The sequence below is a fragment of the Dyella marensis genome, from assembly GCF_900112865.1.
In the GTDB taxonomy this organism is placed as follows: Bacteria; Pseudomonadota; Gammaproteobacteria; order Xanthomonadales; family Rhodanobacteraceae; genus Dyella_D; species Dyella_D marensis_A.
This window is the reverse complement of the sequence record NZ_FONH01000003.1, coordinates 80,005-103,696: the sequence shown is the minus strand read 5'-3', so window position 1 is coordinate 103,696 and position 23,692 is coordinate 80,005. Positions and strand designations below refer to the sequence as shown.

The window sequence follows — 23,692 nt, the reverse complement described above, 5'->3', positions numbered from 1 at the left end:
ACAGGCACACGTGCCTCGTGCAGCAATAGGATCGTGCCGATGTTCAGATGGCTGCTTTTAGGGATATGGCTGGCGGCCACGTCGATGGCACAAGCGTCCGATGCCACCATGTCCCCGCTCTCGCCGGACGAGAAAGCCTGGCTCGATCATCACAAGACCATCACGGTCGGCATCGTGCGCGAGAACTGGCCGCCTTATCAGACTTATAGCCATGGTCGGCTGGAAGGTTTGAGCGCGGACTATCTGCGCGCCATCACCGGCGAGCTGCACATCGACTTCGAACCGAAGGTCTATCCGAGCCTGCTGGCCTTGATGGCCGCCCTGTGCCGCGGCGACGTCGATCTGGTGATGAACGTCAACATGACGCCCGGACGGACGCAGTGCCTGGCCTTCTCCGAGCCCTACCTGGATGTTCCCCCGGTCATCGTGGCCCGCAAGGACGGCACGCGCTATCACAACGACAACGGGCTGGGTAACGCGCGCATCGCCTACGAAAAGGACACCGCCACGGAGAACTGGATCGAGCGCCGCCTGCCATCGGCCACCGGCATCCCCGTGGCCGACACCCCGCTCGGACTGCGCATGGTGGAGGAAGGCCGCGCCGATGTGTACCTGGGCGATCCCTACGTCATCGCGCACTATCTCGGCGACGAAGCGAAGGCCACGCTCGGCATCTACAACCAGGGCCGCATCGCATCCAGGACGATCCATTTTGCCGCACCGCGCGACCGCCTGCCGCTGCTGGACGCGCTGAACGCCGCGCTCCTGCGGATGACGCCCGAGCAGCACCAGCAGATCCGGGCACGCTGGCTCAATGCCACCGTCGGCGTCGGCGTGCGCGATACCGGCCTCAACCTGACCCGGGAAGAACGCCAGTGGCTGGCTTCGCTGCCGCCGCTCAAGCTGGGCTTCGATCCCAACTGGGCGCCGATCGCCTATGTCGACGCCAACGGGCATCCGAGCGGCATCGCCTCCGACTACCTGGACCGTGTCGCCTCGTCCCTCGGCATCGAATTCATCTATGTGCCCAGCCGCAACTGGGGCGAGACACTCCAACTGGCCAGTCATGGCAAGGTGGATATCGTCGCCCCGCTCAATGCGCTGCCTTCGCCCGATGGAAACTTGATCTACACCCAACCGTTCGCCAGCTTCTCCGATGTCATCGTCGTTTCCGAGAAGCGCGCGTCCCCCGTCGGTGTGGACGACCTCGCTGGCCTGCGCGTCGTCATTTCCGATCCACGCGAAATCCCCGAATCGATCCGCCGCCGCATGACCGGCGCGAGCATCACCCTGGTCGGCGACGTCGGCACGGCCTTGGACAAAGTGGCCAATGGCTCCGCCGACGCCTACATCGGCAACGCCGCAGTGGCCGACCTGCAGATCCGCAGCCGCTTCGCCGGTCAGCTGAAGATCGCCGCGTCGGCCGACATCGTCAGTGCGCAGTCGCTGGGCGTGAGCCGCGAGTACGCCCGCCTGGTGCCTTATCTCAACCAGGCGCTGGCGAGCATTCCGGAGAAAGAACAGCAGCGCATCCGCAGCACCTGGCTGTGGTCCACCTATACCAGCGGCCTGGACTGGCGGACCTTCTGGAAGACCGCCGCCGTGGTCGGCGGCAGCGTGCTCGCGGTGATCGCGCTGATCCTCACCGCCTACCTGCGCCTGCGCCGGGAAGTCCGCCAACGCGTCGTGGCGGAACGCCAACTGGCGGACCAGCTCAGCTTCCGCGAGGCCTTGATGGAGTCGCTGCCGTATCCGCTGGTGGCCAAGGACACCGACAACCGCTATCTGGCGGTCAATCACGCCTATGAGGAAAGCTTCGGCATCGGGCGTGCACGCCTGATCGGTCAGACCACCGAGGATTCATCCCATTACAGCAGCGAATGGAACCGCCGTTTCCATCAATTGACCGCGGACGCCCTGCATACGGGCAACCATTACCACGCCGAACTGCGCCTGCCCGATGCAACCGGCAAGGAACGCACCTGGCTGTACTGGATCCGCCCGTTCCAGCGCGCCAGCGGCCATACTGGCGGCCTGCTGGCCGCCCTGGTCGACGTCACCGATATCCGCGAAGCCGAAGAGCGCGCCAGCGCGCTGGACCTGCGCCTGAAACGGATCACTGCGCATCTTCCCGCGGTGGTGTTCGAATTGCGCCGCGCCGCGGACGGCACGTTGAGCTTCCCTTACGTCGGCGGCAATACGCAGGCCATGTGGGATCTGTCCGCACAGGATATGGAAAGCAACGAACGCGCGGCGTTTGCACGGGTACATCCAGAAGACCAGGCCGTGATCGAGCGGGCGGTCGAGGCATCGGTGGCGACGATGCAGCCGATCTCGATCGTGTTCCGCAGCATCGTCCACGGCCGGGAGCGCTGGATCAGCGCCGAGGCGACGCCGCAGCGCGAGGAGCACGGCCAGACCTTCTGGAGCGGCGTATGGACTGACGTGACCGAGGCGCGCGCCCAGGCGGAGGCGCTGGCGCAGGCCAAGGAGGAAGCCGAGGCGGCGGCCGCGGCCAAGGCGAGCTTCCTGGCCACCATGAGCCATGAAATCCGCACGCCGATGAACGGCCTGCTGGGCCTGCTCGAGCTGCTCCGCGATGGCCCGCTGACGGCCAACCAGCAGTGGATGCTGCGCATGGTCGACGATTCCGCCGCCACGCTGATGCAGATCCTCAACGACATCCTCGATTTCTCCAAGATCGAGGCCGGCCAGCTCACCTTGTCGCCGACTCCGGTCGACCTGCGCTCGCTGGTCGACAACGTACTGGCCATCGCCTCGACGCTCGCGCACGAGAAGGGCCTGCACGTGCGCAACGCCATCGACCCGCGGCTGGCCGCGGAGTTCATGGGCGACGGCGTGCGCCTGCGGCAGATCCTGTTCAACCTGTTGAGCAATGCGACCAAGTTCACCGAGGAAGGCGCGATCGACGTGCGCCTCGACGTGCTCGCCTCCGATCCTGCACGCCAGCGCATCCGCCTGACCGTGCGCGACAGCGGCATCGGCATGACGGCCGAGCAGCAACGGCGATTGTTCGAGCCTTTCGTGCAGGCGGATGCATCGATCGCGCGGCGCTTCGGCGGCACCGGGCTTGGCCTGACCATCTGCCGGCGGCTGGTGGAGCTGATGGACGGCACGCTGGCCATGCACAGTGCGCCCGGCGAAGGAACCGCGATGGTCATCGAGCTGGCCCTGCCGGTCCATCGCATGCATGCGCCGCCGATCCTGCCGGGTCGTCGCGCGCTGCTGGCGCTGGCCGCCGACGAAGCCGCCGTCCTGGCCGGCCTGCTCGCGCCACTGGGCATGATGCCGGCGGGCACCGGTGACACGGCGTCGCTGCGCTTCGTCGACGAACTCGACCTGGCCAGTGCAACCGGACAGACGATGCCCACGATCGTCGTGACCGACGAACCCAGCCCGCTCGGCTACACCATCGAGCCGGACGGCACCTGCATGCTCAGCCGGAATCCGTTTTCCTCGGCGGCCATCGAAGCCTGCTGCAGGCGCGCGTTCGGCATGGCTGCGGCCGGCGCGGAAACGGAGCCCGCCGTCTATGCTCCGCGTACCGAGCACCCAGGCCTGGTCCTGGTCGCGGAAGACCATCCGACCAATCGCCTGCTGATCCAGGAGCAGTTGCAGCGGCTCAGTTACCGCTGCATCACCGTCGGCGACGGCGTGGAAGCGCTCGAGGCATTGAGCACCCACGACGACGTCGCCCTGCTGATCACCGACTGCGACATGCCACGCATGGACGGCTACACCCTGGCCGCCACCATCCGCGCGGCGGAGACCGCGGACCATCGACTGCCCATCCTCGCCCTGACGGCCAGCGCGATGCCCGGCGAAGCCAGGCGCTGCGCCGACGCCGGCATGGACGCGATGCTGCTGAAACCGGCCAGCCTCGCCTCCTTGCGCGACGCCTTGCTCAACTGGATGCCCGCGCCGGTCTCGCCCCTTCCGTCGGAACCACAGGCTGCGGCATCGGCGCTGGACCGCCTGTTCGGCACCGATGCGCGCCGCACCGCGCTGGTGGATGGCTTCGTGGAAAGCGTCCACGACGATCTGGGCCAGCTGGAACGGGCCATCGATCAAGGAGATGCCGCCGAATCCGCAGGCCATATTCATCGCATGAACGGCGCGATCAAGATCTTCGGGGCCGATGCACTGGCCGAACAGGGCGAAGCGCTGCGTTCGGAACTGCTTGCCGAAGGCGTGACCGAGCAAGGCCGTGCGCAGGCGCTGCGGTATCGCCTGGGCGTTCTCCAGTTGATCGAGTCGCTCAAACCGTCGCAGGCGGCGCCGTAACGGCCAACGCCGGCGGCGTGCCGACAGACCTCGCTGTTGAAACGCAGACGGCACCGCCAAGCGGTGCCGTCGCGCGATCTGGCTCGCCGGGTCCGCTCAGACTTCCATCAACTGCTCGAACACCGTGCCGCTCTCCACCGGCACCGCGATCAGGTTCTGATGCACGCGGCCTGGGAAAATATTCTCCGCCTGCCCGAGCGCGTTCTCCGGGTTGTACATGTGCGGCGCGTGCGACCAGCAGCGATAGCCCAGTTCCTTGACCAGTTTGACTTCGCTTACCGCCTGCTCCGGCTCGAGGCGGAAATACAGGATGGGACGGCACCGGCGGATCGTCTCGACCGCACCGTCGAGCAGTTGCACAGCGGTTCCCGGCGCATTGATCTTGAGCAGGTGCAGGCTGTCCAGGCCGAGTTCGTCCACCGTGCCCAGCTTCACCTGCTCCGCCGCGTCGCCCTGGAAATGCTGCGCGCCCGGCAGCGTACCCAGGCCCGCCGAACCGCCGCGCTGCCCCAGCCACTGGTTGACCGTATAGACATTGGTCAGGCCGTTCAGCGCCACGCTCGCGCACAGCTGCTGGAAACCGATGCGCGCCGGCTCGGCCACGTGCACGCACCCCTTGGCGCCGACCACACGCGCCAGCCACAGCGTCTGCGCGCCGAACTCGCCGCCGAACTGCAGGACGGTCTGCCCGTCCTGGATCACCGTGCTGAGCAGGTCGATCTCGGCCTCGCCCCATTCGCCGTACATCTGCAGCGAGCGCACCGCCGGATGCGTGGAAGCGATGGCGCTGACTACGCCATAGCGGACCGTCCACAGCAGGGGCGCGGTGGCCTCCTGGGCCGACGGATTGAATGCGTTCATGATGAATCCTCGTAGGCAAGAAAAAAGTTGAGCGACTAATACGTCGATTGACGATGGACTGGAGCGGGTGCCAGCTGCGACTCGTCGTGCATCTGCCGCAGGCGCATGGCCAAGGCATCCGCCTCCGCCCGCTTGGTCCTGGCCGCGGCGCCGATCAGGCCTTCCGACCAGCGCAGCAGCAGGCGCACGCGGGCCTCCATGACTTCGGGCGAGACATCGGCCGCGCAATCGGCATCGAGGGAGTGGAAGCCGAGCAGGCGCGATGCACCTTTCAGCGTGCGCAGCCGCGCCACCTGGATATCCAGCCAGCGCGCCCGCCAGGACGGGCGCAGTTCCCTGGGCGCCAGATTCGCCGTCCACCCCGCGAACTTCGCTGCCGCTTCCTGCAGCGTGGCGGCTTCACGCGCGACACGCTGCCCGGCCCTGGCCATCAGACTTTGCACCAGCAGCCATGCGCCGCCGGCATCGGACAGCCCGCGCCGGCGCATCTCGCCGATCCAGGCATTCGACCGGGCGATCAGATCGGTATCGGAGATGTCTTGATAAGGCGAGGCGGTCTGGTCTTGAAGCAGAGACTCGCCCGCAACGGCCTTGGACCGTTGGTCCGACCCGACCGTTGTCACAGGCTCGCTGACAGAAGCGCCACCAGGCGCCTCGATATCCGACGCAGCGCGAGCTTCGCCGTTCATGGCTCCAGGCAACGCCATGCGACCCGCAAGCGCGGCCAACAGATGCGCATCGCCATCGATGCGCAGATCAGGCCGGTGCCATTGGAGCAAGGCGTACGGCCTGTCTTCCTCGATCGGCTCGCACCACCATTCGAGCACTTCGGCTTCGCACTGGCGCGCCGGCGCATGCGGCGCCGACACCGCGCTCCATCCGGCGCAGGCAACTGTGCCCGGCATCCGCTGCCCGGCAATCGCATCCATCAGCTCCATATCCCCATGGATGCAAAGCTCGATGGTTTCCCAGCGGCTGAGGAAGGCGTCCGAGTCGAATGGCTGCGGATCGTAGTCCCAGTGCGGCTTGAGAGCTTTCGCCGCATGCCACGGAACAGTTATCGACTGATCGCGGACAGGCGGCCGCCTGCGTCCGCGGCGGCGCCGGACGGTCAACCACATCACGGCGAAAACCGCGCCGCAGCATAGAAGCAGACAGGCATTGCATCCTTCCTCTTCGTCCTCTCGCAGCGGTGCCGGCGCAGCAAAGCCGGCAATGTCGAGCGGCGCCGGGTCCGTCGTCACCATGACCTGGGGCCCCCTTTGCAAGGCCTGCAGCTGCCGCTTCCGCAGCGATGGCGCTGCGATGACCGGCGGCGGCAGCGCGGGCGACCTGGCGTTCGCCGGCTGGCGCGCCGGCATCGCCTCGCTCGCTGGCGCCGCGCGATCCTCGCCTGGACTCGCATCGCCGTGCGATGGCACTTCATCGATCGCAGCATCGACCGCCGATGAAGGCCGCTCCTCGCGCTCGCTGTCATCCCGCGGCACGAGCGCCCCCGCTCCGCATGCCGTCATCGCCAGCCATATCGATGTCGCCAGCGTAGACAAACGCAGGGCCTTGCTCGCACGAACCCTACGCGCCACGCCGACGCCTGGCCCGGCCGGAGAACTGCTGCGTTGGCCGTGCGGTTTGGACATGGAATCGCTTCGACCGGCCCGATGACCGTTTCCGAAAAGCGTAGCGAGAACGGTGGCGCGTCCGGCACATGCAGATCCAGGGGCTACGAAGGCACCGCGCTCGGTTTATCGCTCGAAATTTTCTGGATTCTCCATCGCTGCGGCGGCCGCGCCAGCTGATGCCCTCCGATTTTGGGAGTTCAGGACAGCCCTGCTGCCACGATGACGCCCTGCAGAATCGGAAAATTCGAGGTCAGGTCAGCGCGGCTTCGAACATAGGCTGACGAGTTGACGACGCCATCCTGCCCTCCCACGCCTTCTTCCCGACGCTGGACATCCATGAACTATCGCCTTTTCGCCGTACTGTCCGGCGCCCTGCTTCCCATCACCCTGCTGGGCTGGCTGGCGGCCGGCAGGATTTTCGCGACCGTGGCTCCCGCTCCCGGACCGCCCGCACTAATCGCGCATCGCTGCGGCACCGCCGACGCGCCCGAGAACACACTGGCGGCCTGCCGCAGCGCGCTGGCCAATGGCGTTCGCCAGTTATGGGTCAGCGTGCAGGTGACGCGCGATGGCGTGGCCGTGCTGTATCGTCCGCGCGAACTGTCCGCGCTCACCGATGGCCAGGGCCTGATCGCCGGATACAGCTTCGAGGAGCTGAAGCGGCTCAATGCGGGCTGGCAATTCGATCGGGCCGGAGCCGATGGAAAAGTCACGCATCCATATCGCGACAAGCCGGTTCGCATCCCCTCGCTGGAGGAACTTCTCGATGAACTCCCCGCAGATGCGAGCCTGTACCTCGACATCAAGACCGATCGTGCGAAAGAAGCTGCTCGCGCGGTGGCGGCCGCGCTCGACCGGCACGATGCATGGACGAAGACGCGGATCTATTCCACCGTGAGCGCAAACCTGCAGGCCTTCGAGGCCTATCCGAAGGCACGCCTGTTCGAAAGCCGCCAGAGGACCAGGCAACGGCTGGTTTCCATCGCGCTGGAACATCGTTGCGACCGGCCGCGTGACGGCACGTACCTTGGCTTCGAATGGCGACGAAAAGTAACGCTATCGGAAACCCTGACGCTGCAGGCCGAAGCCACCTCCAGCGCCGATGCCGTGCTGTGGAGCCGCGCCGCCATGGCTTGCCTCAATGCGGCCGCGGACGTTCATGCCGTCGTCTTCGGCATCAACCGCGAAGAGGACTACCTGCTGGCCGCCGGGCTGGGCGTCGACGCCGTCATGGTCGATTCGCCGCGGCGCGCAAAGGCATATCGACGGGACCGGCGCGACCTGCCGCGCCTGGTGCAGCCGGACCAAGGTCTGCTTGATATGGATCGGTAAACGCCAACTGTCGCTTCGGCCACCATCGCGGCGGCCGAAGCGCTGCGCTCCTCACATCTGCCGCGCGGCCTGCTGGCTCTGCTGTTGCTGCTGATCCAGCGGCGGCGCCTGCGCGGCGCGGCCCTGCATCGCCTGCTGCCATTGCTGGCTGCTCTGCTCGACCGAGGTACTGACCGCCTGCGCGGTATTCACTTCGGCGATCTGCTTGGTCGGCGAATGCAGGTCGCCCTGCACGCCGAAGGCCTTGCTCTTGTCTTCGCTCAGCACGACATGGTCGATCCCGCTCATGCCGTCGCGACGCGCCTGTACCGTCACCGCCGCGGCGAGGTTGTCGCTGCTGACATCGGAGTGGCGGCCATGCTGCGCGTCCAGGCGATGCACCGCGTCCAGGGTCTGGCGGTACAGGCCATGGTCGGGATGCGAGTACTGGTCCAGGCGCGGCACGCCGGGTTGAGCGGCGTCCGGCAGCGGCACGAGCGGCTGGTAGGTGTGGCTGGTCGCGGTATGACGGAACTGCGCGTGCACCGGTGTGCCCGTGCTGTTGTCGACGTACGGCATCGGGTTGGTATTGGCGCCAAGGTTGATGCCGTTCTGCGCCACGATGTCCGGGCTCAGGTGCAGCCGGCCCATGTCCACCCGCATCTCGTGGCCGGGCTGGCCCGGCTGCGGCGGATTGTAGGCTCGCTCGTATTGCGCCACTGCGCCGACATAGGCCGCACCGTAGTAGTTGTCGTAGCTCGAATTGCCGTTGTGGCCGAGGCCGCCGGCGCGGTCGTAGTAGTTCTGCCCCATGCCCTCGAGGTTCTTCGCCGAGGCGGCCATGTGCAGGGTGGTGGGATCGACTTCGAGATTGGGTTTCATCGAATAGGTCGGCGGCACATGGCTGCGGTCGACGTCGATGAAGTCGCCCATGCGGAAGGGCTGCTTCTTGTAGATGTCCTCCAGCGTCGGCGCGGCGCGGCCATGATCCGTCGCGTCCTTCTGCGCGGCGGTGACGATGGCGTTCCAGCCGGAGATCTCCGCGCCCGCCTCGTCGCGCCGGTTGGCGGCGATGAGCTTGCCGATGGGTGCGGTGTAGTCGTGCTGGTGCGCGGGTGACTGGGCGACCGCGGCGGCCTCCTGGCCGAAGGTGGTCCGCGCCTGGGCCGTGGCGGCGGCATTGAAGCCGTGCTGCAGCTCGTGGCCGAGCACGAAGGTAGCCTCGCCGCTGTTGTAGGTGCCGCCCGCCGGCGTGTTGAGCATGGCCGGCGGCAGGCGCATTTCCTTCGCCGTCGGGCTGTACTCGCCGCCGGCGTGGGGATTGGTCAGCGGCACGATGCGCTGCAGATGTCCCTGCGCCACCGCGTCGTTGACCTCCTGGGTCAGCGCGGGCGAGCCATCGATGGTGTTCTTCAGGTTCTGCAGCTGTTGGGCGGTGACGCCGGGCTGGGTGCCGAACGCATCGACGACCGCCTGGGCTTCTTTGGTCAGTGGCATGTCGGTCTCCTTACCGTACCAGTACCATCTTCACGCAGGCGGGGCCGGTGGCATCGCCGTTGTCGGCGCGCGCCACCTCCGGGTACACCTCGACCCGCATGCCGGGCCGCTCGAAGGCGTCGTAGATCCAGCGGTTATGTTCGCCATGCGAGGAGTGGCGGGCGAAGCCCATCGATTCCAGCTCGGCGGTGAAGTGCGCGAAATCCGGATCGCAGATGTCGGTCAGCGCCGCCTTGGTGCCGGGCAGCGGATCGAAGTTCAGATCCATCCGTCCCGCGCCTTCCACTTCCTGGCGCATGATGCTGAAGGCCCAGTTGCCGGGCAGGCGCTGGCCATAGCCGAACTGCTGCGGATCGACCTTCTTGACCTGCACGCCGAACGCGCCCTGCATGGTTTCCGGGGTGATGTCCGCGACGCTGCGGCTGCCGCGGATCAGTTCCAGCGTCCGTTGCAATGCCTGGCTCGCGCTGATGTCCGACGTGGTCATCGCATGTTTCTCCTTGAGGTGATTTTGGCCGGGCGCCGCCGGCGAAGGCTGGGCCGACAGGGGCAGGCCGATGCACAGCATCCCCAGGGCAGCGGTGAACGATAGAAGCCGGCCGCTTGCCGGCGCGCGCGAAGCCGCATGATGCATGCTCGATCCTTGTCCGCTTCGTGTCTTTGGCACATCCAGTCCCTTGCTACCCGCGTGGCGGTTCGTCGCGGTCGCCCGCATGCCGCGGCGCAACCTGTCCCTGACGCTCGATGAAAGCAGTATTGCCAACCTGCATGTGCGCAGCAGGTTAAGGCGCCGCGCCGGCGGAAACTGCGGACCAGTCCACTGTTGTCCACCCGCCGCGAGGCCGGGGGAAAGTACTCGCGGCCGGCCCGGTCTTCAAGTAGACCGAATGGCCGGGGCCTGACGCCAGCGCGCCATGAATTCCGTCAGGCGCTCCGGCCGGCCCAGATAGAAGCCTTGCGCGCCGTCGCAGCCGTGCCGGTAGAGCCATTCGTATTGCGCGCGCCGCTCGATGCCTTCGGCGATCACGCGAATGCCCAGGCTCTTGCCCAGCGCGATGATGGCGTCGCAGATCGTCGCCGAGCGGGCATCCCGGTCCAGCTCGCGGATGAAGGCCTGGTCGATCTTCAGCATGTCGATCGGCAGGTCGCGCAGATACGAAAGGCTGGAGAAGCCCGTGCCGAAATCGTCGAGCGCGATGGTGACCCCGTCGGCCCGCAGCTGCCGCATCACGTCGATCGCCTTCTCGCGATGCTCGATCAGGCAGCTTTCCGTCAATTCGATGTGAATGGCGTGGTCCGCCAGCGAATAGGCCTGGCGCACCGCGCGCAGATTTGCCGCCAGGTCGCTGCTGCGCAACTCCGCGGGCGAGATATTGACGCCGATCGGCAGATCGCCGAAGCCCGCCTCCTTCAGTTGCAGGCTCGCCTTGGCGACCTGGTTGAGCACCCAGCGCCCCAGCGGCACGATCAGGCCGGACTCCTCGCAGACCGGAATGAAAGTGGACGGCGGAATCAGCGAACCGTCCGCCTGCGGCCAGCGCATCAGCGCCTCCAGGCCGACCAGACGCTGGTCGGGGAAGTTGGTGATGGGCTGGTAGTACATCTCGAATTCGTAGCGGCGCACGGCCCGCCGCAGGTTCGCGGCGAACTGCAGGCGATCCTTGGACTGCTGCGCGAGCGACGCCTCGAAGTAATGCACCGGCCGGCCGCTCCGCACATGCGCATGCGCGGCGAGCGCGGCGCGCGCGAACAGCACGTCGCCACGCGCGCCGTCGTGCGGATGTTCGGCGACGCCGACCACGATGTCGATCTGATGCTGGGTCTCCTCCAGGTACAGCGGCTCGACCGCGCACTGCACGACCGTGTGCAGCCGGGCTTCGCTCATGCGCTCCCGCGAAGCCACCCAGGCAAACGATTCGTGGTTCACCGCCGCCAGGAATCCCTCGCCGCTCACGCGCGTCACCAGGCGCTCGGCCATGGCCTGGAGGACACCGGCGGCGACATTGATGCCGAAGGTGTCCGCGATGGCATCCATGCCGAGCAGCTGCAGGTAGGCCACGCCGAACTCGCGCCCCTCGACGATGAGTCCGTCCAGCCGGCTCAGCAAGGCCTGCTGGTTGGGCAGATGGGTGATCGCATCGTGCGAGGCGCGATACGCCAGCTCGCGCTCGCCGGCGAGCTGCTGGCCGACGTCCTCGGCCAATACCAGGCGCGCGGGAACGCCGTTGAAGACGATATCGGCGGCGTGGATGCGCACGTCGATGATTTCGCCTTTCTTGGTCCGGTGCGCCCATACCCTCGGCCCCTCCTGCGCTTCCCCGGGAGACGCCAGGTGCGCGACCAGGCCGGGCCGGTGCGCGATATCCCTGAGCTCGAAAATGGTCATGCCGAGAAACTCTTCGCGCGTATAGCCGTAAGCCTTCACCGCCGCGGCGTTGACCTCCAGGAAACGCAGGGACGCGGTCTCGAACACCCAGAACGGCAGCGGATTGTGCTCGAACAGCGAATGGAAGCGCTGCTCGCTCTCCGCCTGCCGCTGGTGCGCCTGCCACTGCTCGGTCACGTCGACCACGGTACCGGTCATGTACTGCGTGCCATTCTTGTCCAGCACGATCCGCCCGCTGGCCGATACGCAGCGCATGCCGCCGCCTGGCTTGCGGATGCGCAGCTCCGCGCGCATGGCTTCGCGCCCCGCCCATGCCTGGCGCACCTGTTCGATGAGCGGCAAGCGGTCGGCCGGGTGCACCATGGCCAGGAACTCCCTTACGCTGGCGGTGCTCGATCCGCGCGGCAATCCGAAGATCTCGCCTTCCTCGTCGGTGCTGACGATGCGGTTGGCCTGGAACGTCCAGATCGCGGTGCGTCCGATGCGTTGCGCGGTGTGCAGGTCGCGCGTCTTCGCCTGCAGATGTTCGATGTAGTAACGCTGCACCCGGGTGGACCGGTAGATCACGCCCAGCAGGCTGACGAAGGCGAACAGATAGAACAGGTAGAACGCGCAGGCCGCCACCAGCTGTCTGCGCCATGGCGCCAGTGCCTTCTCGTAGGTGATGCCGGCGACGACCTTGAACGGGTACGGGTCGACCTGCGAAGAGGCTTGCAGCGGGATCGGCCGCCGCAGTCCGAACAAGGTCCGGATCCACCACGGCGCCAGCACCTCCTGGGAATCGGCAGCCGCCGCCGCGGCATCGCCGCCCTGCACGATCGCCCGGCCCTGCTCGTCGACGAGCTTGAAGGCGATGTCGTTCGCGTGCGGGATGTTGGCGATGGCCTTGCGCAACGCGGCGACCTGAATGTCCGCCGTGATCCACCGATGCTCGCCCATCGGCGCCGCCAGGGACATGCTCTCGCCGTCAGGGCCATTCGACACGGGGCCGAAGCATGGCTTGCCGCCGGCGGGCGGCATGCGTGCATGGCACGCCGCCCAGACGCTGTCCGTCGAGACGGACAGCGACGAATCGCCATCGCCGGTGGCCACGAAATCGACCTGCCGGATCTGCGGCTGCCGCCGGAGAATCTCCGCGATCAAGCCCTTGAGCAGCGCATCGCTCTGCTGCGGCGCCATCCGCTGCAGGCGGCTCGATTCCTCCGCGATGAAGGTCAGCGAATTGGCGCTGCCGCGCAAGGGTATGCGCACGGCCTGCTCGACGTGGATGGCCACCTCATGCGTACGGTGGCTGCTTTCGCCCAGCTGCGCGCGCAGGTCCGAGCGCAGGCCGTTCATGAGCACGGCGAACAGCAGCACGGCCGTGATACTGCCGAACGCGAAGATGGTCAGCAGCGATGGCCCCTTCGGAGGACCGCTCATCGTCGCCATGGCCTGCGTGATGCCTCCCCCTGATGCCGTGTGGGCGGACGGATCCGGTGGCCGGGGACGACAGCGCGCTTCCTGTCGGCATGGAAGTCCGTCGGCATGGCGCGACGATAACGCGAGCGCCGCGCCCAGGCCATAGGGGGCTCTCGTGCGGTGATGCAGCATCCTCACCGACGTGAACTTCACGTATGGCGCGAAGCAGCGCTCCGCGCACGACTGTGTGCCTGCCCTAACGTTCCAGGTCCCACTGCCGATAGCACGCCTCGATCGCACGCGCAGAAGGCAGGTGAATCTTCGGCAGGCCGAGGGCCTGGTACATCGCCAGGTAGCGCCGGCGATTTCCCGGCGTGACGAGGGCAATGTGATGCAGCATGCCCCACTTGATACTGTCGCGGCCGCCGTCGATGCCCCCCCACCCGCCGCCGGCCGGACAGCGTCCTGCGCACATACCTGAGCAGGCTGAGCGAGACGGGGATGTCCAGCAGGATGACGCCGGTGGCCCGCTGCAGGCGCTGCGGCATGCACTTGGTGTAATTCCCATCGATGACCCAGCGCTCGTCCGCGATGGCCTGGTCGTGCAGGGCAACGAACGCTTCGCCGGGGCGCGGCTGCCAGTTCGTGTGTGGCAAGTGATAAAGCCGGTCGAGATGGATGGCCGGCAGGCCGCGCTTGCGCGCGATCGCGTCCGCCAGCGTCGACTTGCCGCTGTTGGACGGGCCGAGAATGCAGATGCGCTCGCCGAGTTCCGCCAGTTGCACGGGCGTCAGCTCCCGCTCTTGCGGTAGAGCCGCAGAAAATCGCCCGCGGCCTTGCCGGCGCGAAGGTCGATTTCCCGCGCAGCTGGTGCTTCGCGCAGGCGCAGCAGGATGCTCACCATCAAATCGCCCCACAGCAGCGCCAGATAGCGCGCGACCTGCTCGTCCGGATCGCCCGCCGCGAGCAGGCCGACGGCCTGCGCATGCACGACGATGCCGCGCAGTACCGCACGTATCGAGGCGCGGGCGATCTCCAGCGTCGCGGCCACCTCGGGCGCGCGCTGCGCTTCGGTCACTGCCAGGCGGAATACCGCCATCACGCCGGGTTGGGTCACTTCGCGCAGGACCGTCGCACCCAGCTTGCCGAGGACTGCGACCAGTTCTTCAGGATCCCGCGGCGGCGGCAACTCGGCCGGCAGGCGCATGCGCCCGGCGCGGTCGGCGATGCACGCGGCGAGCATCGCCTGCTTGCTGCCGAACAGCGCGTACAGCTCGCGCTTGGACACCTGGGCGCGGGTGGCGATCTTCAAGGTGCTGGCCTCGGTGTAGCCAAGCTCCATGAACGATTCCATCGCCGCGTGCAGGATCCGCTCGCGCGCCGGCAAGGGGGCGGACTCGACGATCGCCTGCTTCTTCACGGAAGAATCCTTGTGTTGGTACCACCCGGTACCGTAGCATGGCGGCCACGGTACCACACAGTACCAATCAATCAGGCGCCCCCGGGATCGGCGGCGCCATCGCAATCGCGTCCGCGATGCCCGAGGCACCGGCGTGCGCGCCCACGGGAGCCGGACATGTCGCCCGCCAACATCTTCACCGCGCAACTGATCCTGGGTTATCTCGCCTGGCTGTTGTGCTATCGCAGCTATCTGTGGCCGCGGCTGCGCGCGATGGACCGCATCGACGCGCAGCGCGCCATCGCCAGCCTGCACAGCTTCCGCTTCTTCGGCCTGGTGTTCGTCATGCCCGGCGTCGTGGGCTCGCAATTGCCGGGCAGCTTCGCGACCTTCGCGGCTTATGCCGACCTGGCCACCGCCCTGCTGGCGATGCTCGCGCTGCTCACCGTGAAAGTGCGGCCGCTGTTCTGGGCGTTCGTGGTGGCTTTCAACATCGTGGGCATGGCCGACCTGCTGCTCGACTACTTCCATGCCATGCGGGCCGGTCTTCCCGCGATCGCAGGAACGCTCGGCGCCGCCTACGCGATTCCGGTCATCTACGTGCCACTGCTGATGATCACCCATGTCGCTTCCTTCTATCTTTTGCTGCGCGCGCCGCGCGACTAGCGTCGACGCGGACCGCTTCGGCTTGATGGCGAACAATTCGTTTGTCTTAGACGGTGGAGGAAGTGCGCGCCCTGATGTCCAGATATTTCCAGTCCACAGGCTTGCTCTGAAAAATCATGCTGGCGAGCGCTCTTCCGGCCGTGTCGCGCCGAGCGCGCATCACCCATACAAAATCAGAGAGCTATTGCCCATGTTTATGAAAAAATCCCTGGCGCTCGGTGTCGCCAGCCTGCTGGTGGCCACGGGTTCGGCGCATGCCGCCAATCCGGCCGTGACCGATTCGGCTCCGCTGGTCCATTCCTCAAAGTTCGAAGCCGGGCTATTCACCGGTTATCTCGCAGGTACCGCGCGGGAGTATGTGTACGACGGCGAGACCGGCACCAAGCTCAGCCAGCTCAACTGGCGCATCAAGAACGCAGCCACGGTCGGCCTGAATGTGACTTACCGGCCACTGGATTGGCTGACCATTCGCGGCCAGGCCTGGACCATCGTCGCTTCCAACGGAAAGCTGACCGATTACGATTGGACCATGCGCAGCTTTGGCATCCAGGACTGGACCGATCGCTCGATCTCATCTACCCGCATGAATCAGTCCTACGGCGCGGATATCAGCCTCGCCGCCACTTTCTACCGGTATGGCGGCCTTTCGCTGGATGCGTTGGCAGGCGTGCGCTATCAGACGATGCGCTTCGTCGCCCACGACGGCTCCTATATCTACTCCACCGATCCCAACGCGGCCGACGACATGCCGCCGGACCCCAGCACCTTCCACAACGACAGCGGTAATATCACTGGCGATGTCATTACTTACAGGCAGACTTGGCGCAGCGGCTATCTGGGGATGGCGATGCGCTATGAAGCAGACAAGTTCGACTTCTATGGCCAGGCCATCGTCAGCCCATGGACCTTCGGCAAAGACCGCGACAACCACCTGCAAACCGGCGTCATCACTCGCGAGCATGGCAAACGCTCGAATATGTTCGGCATGGAAGTTGGCACCAACTATCACCTGACACCGCGCTGGTCGCTGTACTCGTCGCTCGGTTATGAGAAGTACGCGCACACCAAGGCGGACACGCACCGTTGGGGCGCCGAAGGAGAGAGTTTCGATCCGACCGGCTCAGCTGGCCTCGCTAACGAAACCTGGAACCTGCGCGTAGGCGCGAAGCTGGCCTTCTGAAGCCGGCACTCATCGCCGGCGGAGCTTTATCCGCCGGCGACGAGCCTGCAATTCCTTTCGGCACATCCGCCAAAGCACTGCACCAAGACCTCGAAAAACCGATCCGGTAAGGTGTCCCGGTTCCGGCAGACCCGATCCGCCGGCTCCGATCCACCACCACCGAGGTCCCCGCATGCTGCTGCCCGCCGAACTGGCCTGGTACGTCACCGGCCGCTTCTATCTGGACGACAAGAAAGAAAACAACCTGGCCGACTACGGCTACTTCCTGCACCTGGCCGGTATCGACCAGGCGCAGTTGTTCGCCGGCAAGCTCGGCGAAGGCACTGCGTGCTTCACCTTCGCCGCGGTACCGTTCACCGCCGGCGGCGTCAGCAATGGCAACCTCAGGCTTTCGGTGGATCCGGTGGGCGAATTCTCGATCTACCTGCAGCGCACGCCGGTAAGCGATTTCGACGATCCGCTGTCGTTCGCCCAGGGCGAGCGCATCGCCACCTTCCGCCGCGCGAGCATGGTGGTGGGCACCACGGTCGACAACGCGGACGGTCACGCCCTGGTGGCATCGAATGTATTTTCGGCGCGGCTGGTCGACAGCAAGCCCTTTACGCTCGGCGGTCGCGACTACGACATCGCGCAACTGCTGCCGGTCGGCGTCACCCAGTTCGGCACCGCCGCGGGCGCGCCGATCACGCCGACACCCAAGGGTTACCAGAAGGTGGCGGCGTTCACGGGCTCGGCGATCGCGCTGGCGTGATCGCTCACTCCACCCCGCGCAGATAGCGCTCGGCCGGTTGCGCACGCGAGAGTTGCGGCAGCAGCTTCTCGCGGGCGCCTTCGAAAGCCGACCAGTCGGCGAGTTCGGGCAGTGCGGGGATGGTGAACACCTCGCCCTGGTCGAAACCCGCCAGCGAGGCATCGACCATCGCCTCGGCAGTCATCACGATCGACGGCGGCAATTCGCTCACCGGCTTGCCGGAGTCTTCCCAGAAATCCGTCGCGGTGGCGCCCGGCAGCACGGCCTGCACGCGCACGCCCTGCGCCGCCAGCTCGTGCTGCAGCGAGCGGGTGAAGGCGAGCACATAGGCCTTGGTCCCTCCGTACACGCCATTGAGCAGCTCCGGCGCGATGGCCACCACCGAGGCGATATTGATCACCGTGCCGCCACCGCGCTCGACGAAGCCCGGCACCGCCGCATAGGTGAGCCGGGTCAACGCGCCGATATTGAGTTCGATCATCTGCGTCATGCGCGCGACGTCGGATTCGAGCAGCGGCGCCGTGGCGCCCATGCCCGCGTTGTTGACCAGCATCGAGATGCTGCGGTCGCTGCGCAGCAGCTGTTCGACGCCGGCCACGCCCGCAGGGTTGCCGAGGTCGGCGGGGAATACCTGGATGGAACGTCCGGTCTCGTCGGTCAGGCGGCGAGCCAGGTCGTCCAGGCGCTGGCGGTTGCGCGCGACCAGGATCAGGTCGTGGCCGCGGCGGGCCAGGCGGTCGGCGTACACCGCGCCGATGCCGGTGGAAGCACCGGTGATCAGGGCGGTGCCGAGGTCTTGCTTGCTCATGTCCGTTCTCCGTGTGCACCGGCGGGTGCCGGCGGGATGCGGACTTTGTATGCCTGGCGCACCTCGACTTAAATGTCGTAGATGCCACCTTTTATGACGCATCGCCTCCGGCCGGGACTCAGGGCAAGGTCACGGTCGCCATCAGGCCGCCGCCTTCCCGGTTGGCAAGCTGCAGGGCCCCACCGATCGCCAACGCCAACTGCGCGGCGATCGCCAGGCCCAGCCCCGCGCCGCCGGTGTCGCGGTTGCGCGAGGCCTCCAGCCGGTAGAACGGCTGCAGCACCTGCTCCAGTTCGTCCTCCGGAATACCTGGCCCGCGATCGGCCACGGCAATGCACAGCGCACCGCTCGCGTCGCGCCACGAGGAGACTTCGGCCGCGCCGCCGTACTTGATCGCGTTGTCGACCAGGTTGCCCAGCACGCGCTGCAAGGCCTGCCGCCGCACCAGCGCGGTGCCGCCCGCCGCGCCTTCCAGCGTCACCGGCTTGCCGACGTCCTGGTAGTCGAACACCAGGCTTTCCAGGAACGCATCGATATCCAGCCGCACCGGCGTCTCCGCGCCGCCATGCGCGCTGCGCGCATACGCCACGCCCTCGCGCACCAGGTGCTCCATCGCCTTCAGGTCGCCGAGCAACTTCTGCTTCTCCTCGCCTTCGTCCAGTCCTTCGGCGCGCAGGCGCATGCGGGTGATCGGCGTCTGCAGGTCGTGCGAGATCGAGGCGAGGATATGCAGGCGTTCCTTCAGGTGGCGCGCGATGCGTTCCTGCATGGTGTTGAACGCAACGGCCGCCTGCGCCACTTCGGTGGGGCCTTCCTCATGCAGGCGCGGACCGTCGGCGGTCGGTGTCATCGCCTCCGCGGCCTTTGCCAACCGCGTCAACGGACGCGTCGCCAGGCGCACCGCCAGCCAAGCGCACAGCAAGACCGTCGCCACCTGCAGCACCAGCACCAGCGGCAGCCAGCGGGCGACCGGCAACAGGTGCGGCGTCACTTCCAGCGTGAGCGGCGCGCCGTCGCCCAGGGTGAAATGCACCTGGTAGCGCTCCGGCTCGCGGGAGATCGCTTCGGCATGTACGCGGTACGCCGGCCCCACTTCATTGGCGATGCGAGCCGACAACTCGCGCGCGCGATCGGAGATCAGCGGGAAGCCCGGCTTGCCCTCGCCCAGCAGATAGCGATAGTTGTCGCGCTCCAGCCGGCCGAGCCAATCGGGGCGCTCCGCGGCGGGCAGGCGGTTCAACACCGCGACCGACGTGGCGACGTCGTGTTCCACCGTGTTGAGCATCACCGCGGTGGCGCTTTCGAAGCGCTCGTACATGGCCAGTGCCAGCGACAGCCCCGTCGCCAGCACCAGCCCCGCGACGATGATCAGGTACAGCCGCGACGCCATGCTGCGCGGCAGCCAGCGCGACATGCGGGCGGGCAACGCGCTCATGTGCCCGCGCCCGGCACGGTCACCGGCATGCTGAAGACATAGCCTTCGCTGCGCACAGTCTTGATATAGGCCTGGTCCTTGGCGTTGTCGGACAGGCGGGTGCGCAGGCGGCTGACCAGCAGGTCGATCGAGCGGTCGAACAGTTCCGCATCGCGTCCCTGGGTCAGGTTGAGCAGCTGATCGCGCGACAGCACGCGCTGCGGATGGTCGAGGAACACGCGCAGCAGGCGGAACTCCGCGCCGCTCAACGGCACGATGGTGCCGCTCTCGTCGAGCAGGTGGCGCGCCGTGGTGTCCAGCCGCCAGCGGCCGAAGGCCAGCTCGCTGGCCGCCTCGGTCACGCGCAGGTTGGGCGGCAGCATGCGGGTGCGGCGGATCACCGCCTTGATCCGCGCTAGCAGCTCGCGCGGCGCGAACGGCTTGGTCACGTAGTCGTCGGCACCCATCTCCAGGCCGATGATGCGGTCGGTCTCGTCGTCGCGCGCGGTGAGCAGCACCACCGGCAGCGCTCGGTGCTTGCCGCCGCGCAGGGTGCGGCACAGCACCAGGCCGTCGTCGCCCGGCATCATGATGTCCAGCACCACCAGGTCGAAGGCCGAGCCGTCGAGCTGGGCGAACATGTCGCGGCCGTCCACCGCCGCGCTGGCGCGCAGGCCGTTCTTGCGCAGGTACTCCACCACGCCGTTGCGGATCTCGCGATCGTCGTCCACGACCAGGATGTTGTCGATGTGATCCATGCTCAGCCCTTTGTCTCTCGATCCCGTGGTCACGCGTCCGCTCAGGCCTTGCCGAGCAGAGCGCGGACGCGCTGCTCGAGCTGCTCGTAGTTTCCCTCGCCGAAGTGGCTGTAGACCAGCTTTCCGTCGCGGTCGATCAGGTACAGCGCCGGCCAGTAGCGGTTGCCATAGGCGTTCCATAGCTTGTATTCGTTGTCGGCCACCACCGGCCAGTCGATCCGGTACTGCCGGATCGCCGCCTGCAACGCCGCCGGATCGCGCTCTTCCTCGTACTCCGGCGTGTGCACGCCGATCACCACCAGGCCATCGTCGGCATAGCGCTCATGCAGTTCGCGGGTGTGCGGCAGCACATGGAGGCAGTTGATGCATTCGCGCGCCCAGAACTCGACCAGCACCACCTTGCCGCGCAGGCCGGCCACGCTCAGCGGCGGTGAATTGAGCCAGGGGCCGGCGCCGGTGAGTTCGGGCGCGGGGCGCGCCTCGCGCTCCTGCGCGAAGGCGGCGGGCGTGGTACCGGGCCAGACGGCCACGCCGGCGGCGGCGGCGAACAGCGCAGCGGCGGCGAATTTCAGGATGCGCATGGGGATCACCTCGTAGTCGCGATGCGGTGCGCAGGCACCGCCCAGGTGCGTATTGGAGCGCCGCGCCTTATCCCCCGCGTGTCGGCCGGAGCGGCTTTTTGTATCCGAATGTACAAGCCGGCCGGACCCGCAGCGCCGCCCGCGCCGCGGCTTTTGTATCCGAACGTATCCGCCCCCGCCCGCTACACATTGCGTTGCCGTTCGGCGCTTGCGGCGACACAAGCGGGATACGCCAGCGCGGTTTCCTTTGCACACCGGCCGCCGTCATCCCGACGCGATGGCCCAGCCACAGGAAACCAGCACCATGAGCAGCAACGTTCTCTATACCGGCAAGACCTTCACCACCGGCGGCCGCAACGGCCAGTCGCGCAGCGACGACGGCCGCCTCGACATCAAGCTGACCCCGCCGGGCGCACCGGGCGCCGGCACCAATCCGGAGCAGCTGTTCGGCGCCGGCTGGTCGGCCTGCTTCATCGGCGCGATGGGCTTCGCCGCGCAGTCGATCGGCGTGCGCCTTCCCGCCGGCACCGAAGTCCACGCCGAGATCGACCTGGGCAACACCGCCGAGCGCGGCTACTTCCTGCAGGCACGGCTCAACGTGAGCCTGCCGGGCCTGGACCGCGACACCGCCCAGGCCATCGTCGACGGCGCGCACCAGACCTGCCCGTACTCCAAGGCGACGCGCGGAAACATCGACGTCGCGATCAACCTGATCTGACCCCTGCCCCACACCTGTTCAAGGAGAGACACCCATGCACCGCACGCACGCCAGGCTCGCCGCCACGCTCGCCCTCGGCCTCGCCTGTTTCGCCGCTTCCGCTCACGCTGACGAAGCGCATAAAAAACCGATGGAAAAATGTTTCGGCGTCGCCCTCGCCGGCAAGAACGACTGCGCCGCCGGCGCCGGCACCACCTGTGCCGGCACCTCCAGCACCGACTACCAGGGCAATGCCTGGGTGCTGGTCGACAAGGGCACCTGCACCACGATCAAGACGCCAAAAGGCTATGGCTCGCTGGAGCCGAAGCAATGAACGCGGTGGCGACGACCACCTCGCGCTGGAACCGCGCGCTGCCGGACGCCGCGCTCCTGCTGATCGCGCGGGTCGCCGTCGCCGCGGTGTTCTTCCAGTCCGGGCGCACCAAGGTCGAAGGCTTCATGACCATCAAGCAGTCGACCTACGACCTGTTCGTCGCCGAGTACGCCCTGCCGGTGATCCCGCCGGACTGGGCGGCCCGGCTCGCCACCGGCGCGGAACACCTGTTCCCCGCGCTGCTGGTGCTGGGCCTGTTCACCCGCGGGTCGGCGCTGGCGCTGCTGGGCATGACCGCGGTGATCGAGCTCTTCGTCTATCCGCTGGCCTGGCCGACGCACCTGACCTGGGCCGCGCTGATGCTCCCGCTCATCGCTTACGGCGGCGGCCGCTGGTCGCTCGACCGGCTGCTGCAACGCCAGCGCTGACATTCCTCGCCAACTCACTCCAACACCATCGTCAACCGGGAATCCAATCATGCGTACCCTGCTAGGCATCGCCATCGCCATCGCCATCGCACTTGCCGCCGCCACCGGCGCCGCCAACGCCGCCGAGCCATCCGCTCCCGCCATCAAGAACGTCGTGATCGTGCCGGGCGCCTTCGTCGACGGCTCCGGCTGGCGCGTCGTGCACGACATCCTCATCCACAAGGGCTACAAGGTCGTGGTGGCGCAGCCGCGCATCGACACGCTCGCCAACGACACCGAACAGGTGCGCGAACTGATCCGCGCACAGGACGGTCCCGTGGTGCTGGTCGGCCACAGCTACGGCGGCGCCGTAATTACCCAGGCCGGCAACCGCGACAAGGTCAAGGCGCTGGTCTATGTCGCCGGCGTGCAGCCGGACGTGGGCGAGAGCCTGTCGCAGGTGGTCGGCTCGATGCCCTCGCCGAGCAACGACATCGTGCCGACCCGCGACGGCCACCTGTACTTCGATCCGCACAAGTTCGGCGACGACTTCGCCGGCGATCTCGGCAAGAACCGCACCGACTTCATGGCCGTGTCGCAGGTGCCGGCCAGCACCGCCGCCTTCGGCGCCACCATGCAGGTCGCCGCCTGGCACAGCAAGCCGAGCTGGGCCGTGGTCACCACCGACGACCGTGCGCTGAGCCCCGACCTGCAGCGCTGGATGTACCAGCGCGCCGGCTCCAAGGTCACCGAGATCAAGGCCAGCCACGCCGTGTACATCTCGCAGCCCGAGGCCGTGGCCAAGGTCATCGAGGACGCCGCCAACGGCGTGCGTTGAATCCCGCTCCATCCCACCCATCCATCCTGAGGAATCATTCCATGAACATCATCGCCACCAAGTCCCGTTCCGGCCTCGCCGCCGCTGCCGCTCTCGTCGCCATCGCCGCGGCTTCCGTCATCTCGCCGGTGAAAGCGGCCGACCAGGGTGCGCAGCAGCGCGAACCGGTGCGCTGCTACGGCGTCAACAGTTGCAAGGGCGAGAGCCTGTGCGCCACCTCCAAGCATGATTGCAAGGGGCTCAATGACTGCAAGGGCCAGGGAGTTGTGGTGAAGACCAAGGCGGAGTGCCTGGCGGCGGGTGGGACGTTGACTGAGCCGAAGTAATTACCTCGCCCCACCAAGCTAGAGTCCTTCTCCCTCTGGCGACCCGAAGGTAGAGGCCGGCGGATGAGGGTACGGCCGGAGCGGTGCATATCACCCTTGCGCTTCGCCCGTACCCTCACCCCAACCCCTCTCCCGGAGGGAGAGGGGCTCAGC

At 67.1% G+C, this 23,692-nt stretch carries 22 protein-coding genes; 10 read left to right on the top strand and 12 right to left on the bottom strand.

Features of this window, described 5'->3' with window-relative positions:
* Positions 1-39 precede the first annotated feature (39 nt).
* The gene (locus tag BM172_RS06160; RefSeq protein WP_081805225.1) at positions 40-4,305 is read left to right on the top strand and encodes a transporter substrate-binding domain-containing protein; all 4,266 of its coding nucleotides are present in this window, start codon (positions 40-42) and stop codon (positions 4,303-4,305) included.
* A 96-nt stretch (positions 4,306-4,401) separates the two neighbouring features.
* Here the strand turns inward: BM172_RS06160 and BM172_RS06155 are convergent, their stop codons facing one another.
* The 3 genes from BM172_RS06155 to BM172_RS22450 form a co-directional block, all read right to left on the bottom strand.
* Positions 4,402-5,166 carry a class I SAM-dependent methyltransferase gene (locus BM172_RS06155; RefSeq protein ID WP_026636006.1) on the bottom strand — a complete coding sequence of 255 codons (765 nt, stop codon included), beginning with the start codon at positions 5,164-5,166 and terminating at the stop codon, positions 4,402-4,404.
* Between the two features lie 35 nt (positions 5,167-5,201).
* On the bottom strand, positions 5,202-6,803 hold the full coding sequence (locus tag BM172_RS06150; RefSeq protein WP_143096473.1) for a hypothetical protein: 1,602 nt from the start codon (positions 6,801-6,803) through the stop codon (positions 5,202-5,204).
* Between the two features lie 179 nt (positions 6,804-6,982).
* A complete protein-coding gene (locus BM172_RS22450) occupies positions 6,983-7,123 on the bottom strand; it encodes a hypothetical protein (RefSeq protein WP_155964723.1) in 141 nt (46 codons plus the stop codon).
* On the opposite strand from BM172_RS22450, the gene BM172_RS06145 reads away from it, so the two are divergent.
* Positions 7,122-8,117 carry a glycerophosphodiester phosphodiesterase family protein gene (locus tag BM172_RS06145; RefSeq protein ID WP_051548874.1) on the top strand — a complete coding sequence of 332 codons (996 nt, stop codon included), beginning with the start codon at positions 7,122-7,124 and terminating at the stop codon, positions 8,115-8,117. The two genes, BM172_RS22450 and BM172_RS06145, sit on opposite strands and share 2 nt — an antisense overlap.
* Before the next feature lie 51 nt (positions 8,118-8,168).
* Here BM172_RS06145 and BM172_RS06140 read toward each other — a convergent pair whose 3' ends face one another.
* The 5 genes from BM172_RS06140 to BM172_RS06120 form a co-directional block, all read right to left on the bottom strand.
* Positions 8,169-9,593, bottom strand: coding sequence for an XVIPCD domain-containing protein (locus BM172_RS06140; RefSeq protein ID WP_026636003.1), 1,425 nt, complete (start codon positions 9,591-9,593; stop codon positions 8,169-8,171).
* A 10-nt stretch (positions 9,594-9,603) separates the two neighbouring features.
* Positions 9,604-10,227: a hypothetical protein gene (locus tag BM172_RS06135; protein WP_051548871.1), complete on the bottom strand. Its 624-nt coding sequence runs from the start codon at positions 10,225-10,227 to the stop codon at positions 9,604-9,606.
* A 240-nt stretch (positions 10,228-10,467) separates the two neighbouring features.
* Positions 10,468-13,401: a putative bifunctional diguanylate cyclase/phosphodiesterase gene (locus BM172_RS06130; RefSeq protein WP_177218791.1), complete on the bottom strand. Its 2,934-nt coding sequence runs from the start codon at positions 13,399-13,401 to the stop codon at positions 10,468-10,470.
* Between the two features lie 188 nt (positions 13,402-13,589).
* A complete protein-coding gene (locus tag BM172_RS22755) occupies positions 13,590-14,165 on the bottom strand; it encodes a P-loop NTPase family protein (RefSeq protein WP_231504225.1) in 576 nt (191 codons plus the stop codon).
* Positions 14,166-14,170: 5 nt separating this feature from the next.
* Positions 14,171-14,800, bottom strand: coding sequence for a TetR/AcrR family transcriptional regulator (locus BM172_RS06120; protein WP_026636000.1), 630 nt, complete (start codon positions 14,798-14,800; stop codon positions 14,171-14,173).
* Between the two features lie 156 nt (positions 14,801-14,956).
* Between BM172_RS06120 and BM172_RS06115 the strand changes: the two genes are divergently transcribed.
* The 3 genes from BM172_RS06115 to BM172_RS06105 all read left to right on the top strand — a co-directional run bounded on the left by BM172_RS06115 (position 14,957) and on the right by BM172_RS06105 (position 17,376).
* The gene (locus tag BM172_RS06115) at positions 14,957-15,445 is read left to right on the top strand and encodes a hypothetical protein (protein WP_035323733.1); all 489 of its coding nucleotides are present in this window, start codon (positions 14,957-14,959) and stop codon (positions 15,443-15,445) included.
* Between the two features lie 190 nt (positions 15,446-15,635).
* Entirely contained in the window at positions 15,636-16,625 is a 990-nt protein-coding gene (locus BM172_RS06110) for an omptin family outer membrane protease (RefSeq protein ID WP_177218790.1), read from the top strand.
* 172 nt (positions 16,626-16,797) lie between these two features.
* Positions 16,798-17,376, top strand: coding sequence for a hypothetical protein (locus tag BM172_RS06105; RefSeq protein WP_026635998.1), 579 nt, complete (start codon positions 16,798-16,800; stop codon positions 17,374-17,376).
* Positions 17,377-17,380: 4 nt separating this feature from the next.
* Here the strand turns inward: BM172_RS06105 and BM172_RS06100 are convergent, their stop codons facing one another.
* From BM172_RS06100 to BM172_RS06085, 4 genes are all read right to left on the bottom strand, one after another.
* Positions 17,381-18,184, bottom strand: a complete 804-nt coding sequence (locus BM172_RS06100; RefSeq protein ID WP_026635997.1) for an SDR family NAD(P)-dependent oxidoreductase — start codon at positions 18,182-18,184, stop codon at positions 17,381-17,383.
* A gap of 118 nt (positions 18,185-18,302) precedes the next feature.
* Positions 18,303-19,619 carry an ATP-binding protein gene (locus BM172_RS06095; RefSeq protein WP_197022878.1) on the bottom strand — a complete coding sequence of 439 codons (1,317 nt, stop codon included), beginning with the start codon at positions 19,617-19,619 and terminating at the stop codon, positions 18,303-18,305.
* Positions 19,616-20,356 (bottom strand): response regulator, encoded by a 741-nt coding sequence (locus tag BM172_RS06090; RefSeq protein ID WP_026635995.1) that lies wholly within the window; start codon positions 20,354-20,356, stop codon positions 19,616-19,618. Before BM172_RS06090 ends, BM172_RS06095 begins: the two co-directional genes overlap by 4 nt.
* Before the next feature lie 41 nt (positions 20,357-20,397).
* On the bottom strand, positions 20,398-20,937 hold the full coding sequence (locus tag BM172_RS06085; protein WP_026635994.1) for a thioredoxin family protein: 540 nt from the start codon (positions 20,935-20,937) through the stop codon (positions 20,398-20,400).
* Between the two features lie 304 nt (positions 20,938-21,241).
* Here BM172_RS06085 and BM172_RS06080 point away from each other — a divergent pair, with 304 nt between their 5' ends.
* Genes BM172_RS06080 through BM172_RS06060 form a run of 5 tightly spaced genes read left to right on the top strand, consistent with a single transcriptional unit; the run spans position 21,242 to position 23,539 of the window.
* On the top strand, positions 21,242-21,655 hold the full coding sequence (locus BM172_RS06080) for an organic hydroperoxide resistance protein (protein ID WP_026635993.1): 414 nt from the start codon (positions 21,242-21,244) through the stop codon (positions 21,653-21,655).
* A 34-nt stretch (positions 21,656-21,689) separates the two neighbouring features.
* On the top strand, positions 21,690-21,968 hold the full coding sequence (locus BM172_RS06075; RefSeq protein WP_026635992.1) for a BufA1 family periplasmic bufferin-type metallophore: 279 nt from the start codon (positions 21,690-21,692) through the stop codon (positions 21,966-21,968).
* Positions 21,965-22,396, top strand: a complete 432-nt coding sequence (locus BM172_RS06070) for a DoxX family protein (protein ID WP_051548868.1) — start codon at positions 21,965-21,967, stop codon at positions 22,394-22,396. The genes BM172_RS06075 and BM172_RS06070 overlap by 4 nt, the downstream gene beginning before the upstream one ends.
* A 49-nt stretch (positions 22,397-22,445) precedes the next feature.
* Entirely contained in the window at positions 22,446-23,213 is a 768-nt protein-coding gene (locus tag BM172_RS06065; protein ID WP_026635990.1) for an alpha/beta fold hydrolase, read from the top strand.
* Between the two features lie 41 nt (positions 23,214-23,254).
* Positions 23,255-23,539 carry a BufA2 family periplasmic bufferin-type metallophore gene (locus tag BM172_RS06060; RefSeq protein ID WP_026635989.1) on the top strand — a complete coding sequence of 95 codons (285 nt, stop codon included), beginning with the start codon at positions 23,255-23,257 and terminating at the stop codon, positions 23,537-23,539.
* The last annotated feature ends 153 nt before the right edge of the window (positions 23,540-23,692 follow it).

What these genes read in the sequence shown, in the direction of transcription:
- BM172_RS06145 (WP_051548874.1), top strand. Translation starts at nt 7,122, where the DNA reads ATGAACTATCGCCTTTTCGCCGTACTGTCCGGCGCCCTGCTTCCCATC.
- BM172_RS06105 (WP_026635998.1), top strand. Translation starts at nt 16,798, where the DNA reads ATGCTGCTGCCCGCCGAACTGGCCTGGTACGTCACCGGCCGCTTCTAT.
- BM172_RS06135 (WP_051548871.1), bottom strand. Translation starts at nt 10,227, where the DNA reads ATGCATCATGCGGCTTCGCGCGCGCCGGCAAGCGGCCGGCTTCTATCG.
- BM172_RS06155 (WP_026636006.1), bottom strand. Translation starts at nt 5,166, where the DNA reads ATGAACGCATTCAATCCGTCGGCCCAGGAGGCCACCGCGCCCCTGCTG.
- BM172_RS06100 (WP_026635997.1), bottom strand. Translation starts at nt 18,184, where the DNA reads ATGAGCAAGCAAGACCTCGGCACCGCCCTGATCACCGGTGCTTCCACC.
- BM172_RS06075 (WP_026635992.1), top strand. Translation starts at nt 21,690, where the DNA reads ATGCACCGCACGCACGCCAGGCTCGCCGCCACGCTCGCCCTCGGCCTC.
- BM172_RS06150 (WP_143096473.1), bottom strand. Translation starts at nt 6,803, where the DNA reads ATGTCCAAACCGCACGGCCAACGCAGCAGTTCTCCGGCCGGGCCAGGC.
- BM172_RS06115 (WP_035323733.1), top strand. Translation starts at nt 14,957, where the DNA reads ATGTCGCCCGCCAACATCTTCACCGCGCAACTGATCCTGGGTTATCTC.
- BM172_RS22450 (WP_155964723.1), bottom strand. Translation starts at nt 7,123, where the DNA reads ATGGATGTCCAGCGTCGGGAAGAAGGCGTGGGAGGGCAGGATGGCGTC.
- BM172_RS06085 (WP_026635994.1), bottom strand. Translation starts at nt 20,937, where the DNA reads ATGCGCATCCTGAAATTCGCCGCCGCTGCGCTGTTCGCCGCCGCCGCC.
- BM172_RS06080 (WP_026635993.1), top strand. Translation starts at nt 21,242, where the DNA reads ATGAGCAGCAACGTTCTCTATACCGGCAAGACCTTCACCACCGGCGGC.
- BM172_RS06140 (WP_026636003.1), bottom strand. Translation starts at nt 9,593, where the DNA reads ATGCCACTGACCAAAGAAGCCCAGGCGGTCGTCGATGCGTTCGGCACC.
- BM172_RS06160 (WP_081805225.1), top strand. Translation starts at nt 40, where the DNA reads ATGTTCAGATGGCTGCTTTTAGGGATATGGCTGGCGGCCACGTCGATG.
- BM172_RS06065 (WP_026635990.1), top strand. Translation starts at nt 22,446, where the DNA reads ATGCGTACCCTGCTAGGCATCGCCATCGCCATCGCCATCGCACTTGCC.
- BM172_RS06110 (WP_177218790.1), top strand. Translation starts at nt 15,636, where the DNA reads ATGTTTATGAAAAAATCCCTGGCGCTCGGTGTCGCCAGCCTGCTGGTG.
- BM172_RS06090 (WP_026635995.1), bottom strand. Translation starts at nt 20,356, where the DNA reads ATGGATCACATCGACAACATCCTGGTCGTGGACGACGATCGCGAGATC.
- BM172_RS06060 (WP_026635989.1), top strand. Translation starts at nt 23,255, where the DNA reads ATGAACATCATCGCCACCAAGTCCCGTTCCGGCCTCGCCGCCGCTGCC.
- BM172_RS06070 (WP_051548868.1), top strand. Translation starts at nt 21,965, where the DNA reads ATGAACGCGGTGGCGACGACCACCTCGCGCTGGAACCGCGCGCTGCCG.
- BM172_RS06095 (WP_197022878.1), bottom strand. Translation starts at nt 19,619, where the DNA reads ATGAGCGCGTTGCCCGCCCGCATGTCGCGCTGGCTGCCGCGCAGCATG.
- BM172_RS06130 (WP_177218791.1), bottom strand. Translation starts at nt 13,401, where the DNA reads ATGAGCGGTCCTCCGAAGGGGCCATCGCTGCTGACCATCTTCGCGTTC.